1 protein-coding gene is annotated in these 505 nt (G+C 59.6%); it reads right to left on the bottom strand.

What is annotated here, in order from left to right; genetic code table 11:
• On the bottom strand, positions 1-505 hold a 505-nt coding region (locus ABR397_RS23225; protein WP_350307762.1), incomplete at both ends, for a condensation domain-containing protein.

Genomic DNA, 505 nt, shown 5'->3' with positions numbered 1-505 from the left:
GCTCAAACGGCTGTACTACCTGCGCAGTCAGCCCCAGAGTAGAACCTCCGTCCTCTACCGACAGCACAAACGGATAGTTGGTCCGCTCCTGTTCACCCAGAAATTCGATACCCGGTACAGCCTCATGTGGGATCAGCGGCTGCTCATTATGCCGGTAGTTCAACAGGGCGCTAAACAGTGGCGTGCCGCCCGCTACCCCACTGCAACGCTGGGCCAGCGCCAGTGACGCATGTTCATAATCCAGCAATCCGGCCAACCGGGACTGTGCCAGCCGTACACTGTCCTGCACCGGCGTCTCATCCATATCCAGTCGCAATGGCAAGGTATTGATAAACAGCCCCATGCCGCTGTCAGCCCCTTCCCCCGCCGCCATGCGCCCAAACAGTACCGTGCCGAACACCACTTTTTCCTGACCGCTGGTCTGCGACAACACCTGCGCCCAGGCCAGATGGCACAATGTTGCCACACTGACGCCCAGACGTTTCGCCTGCTGACGAAGGCGATC

The organism is Photorhabdus viridis, assembly GCF_040256935.1.
Taxonomy (GTDB): domain Bacteria; phylum Pseudomonadota; class Gammaproteobacteria; order Enterobacterales; family Enterobacteriaceae; genus Photorhabdus; species Photorhabdus viridis.
The sequence above is the reverse complement of the archived record's forward strand: the minus strand, read 5'-3'. Positions and strand labels throughout refer to the sequence as shown.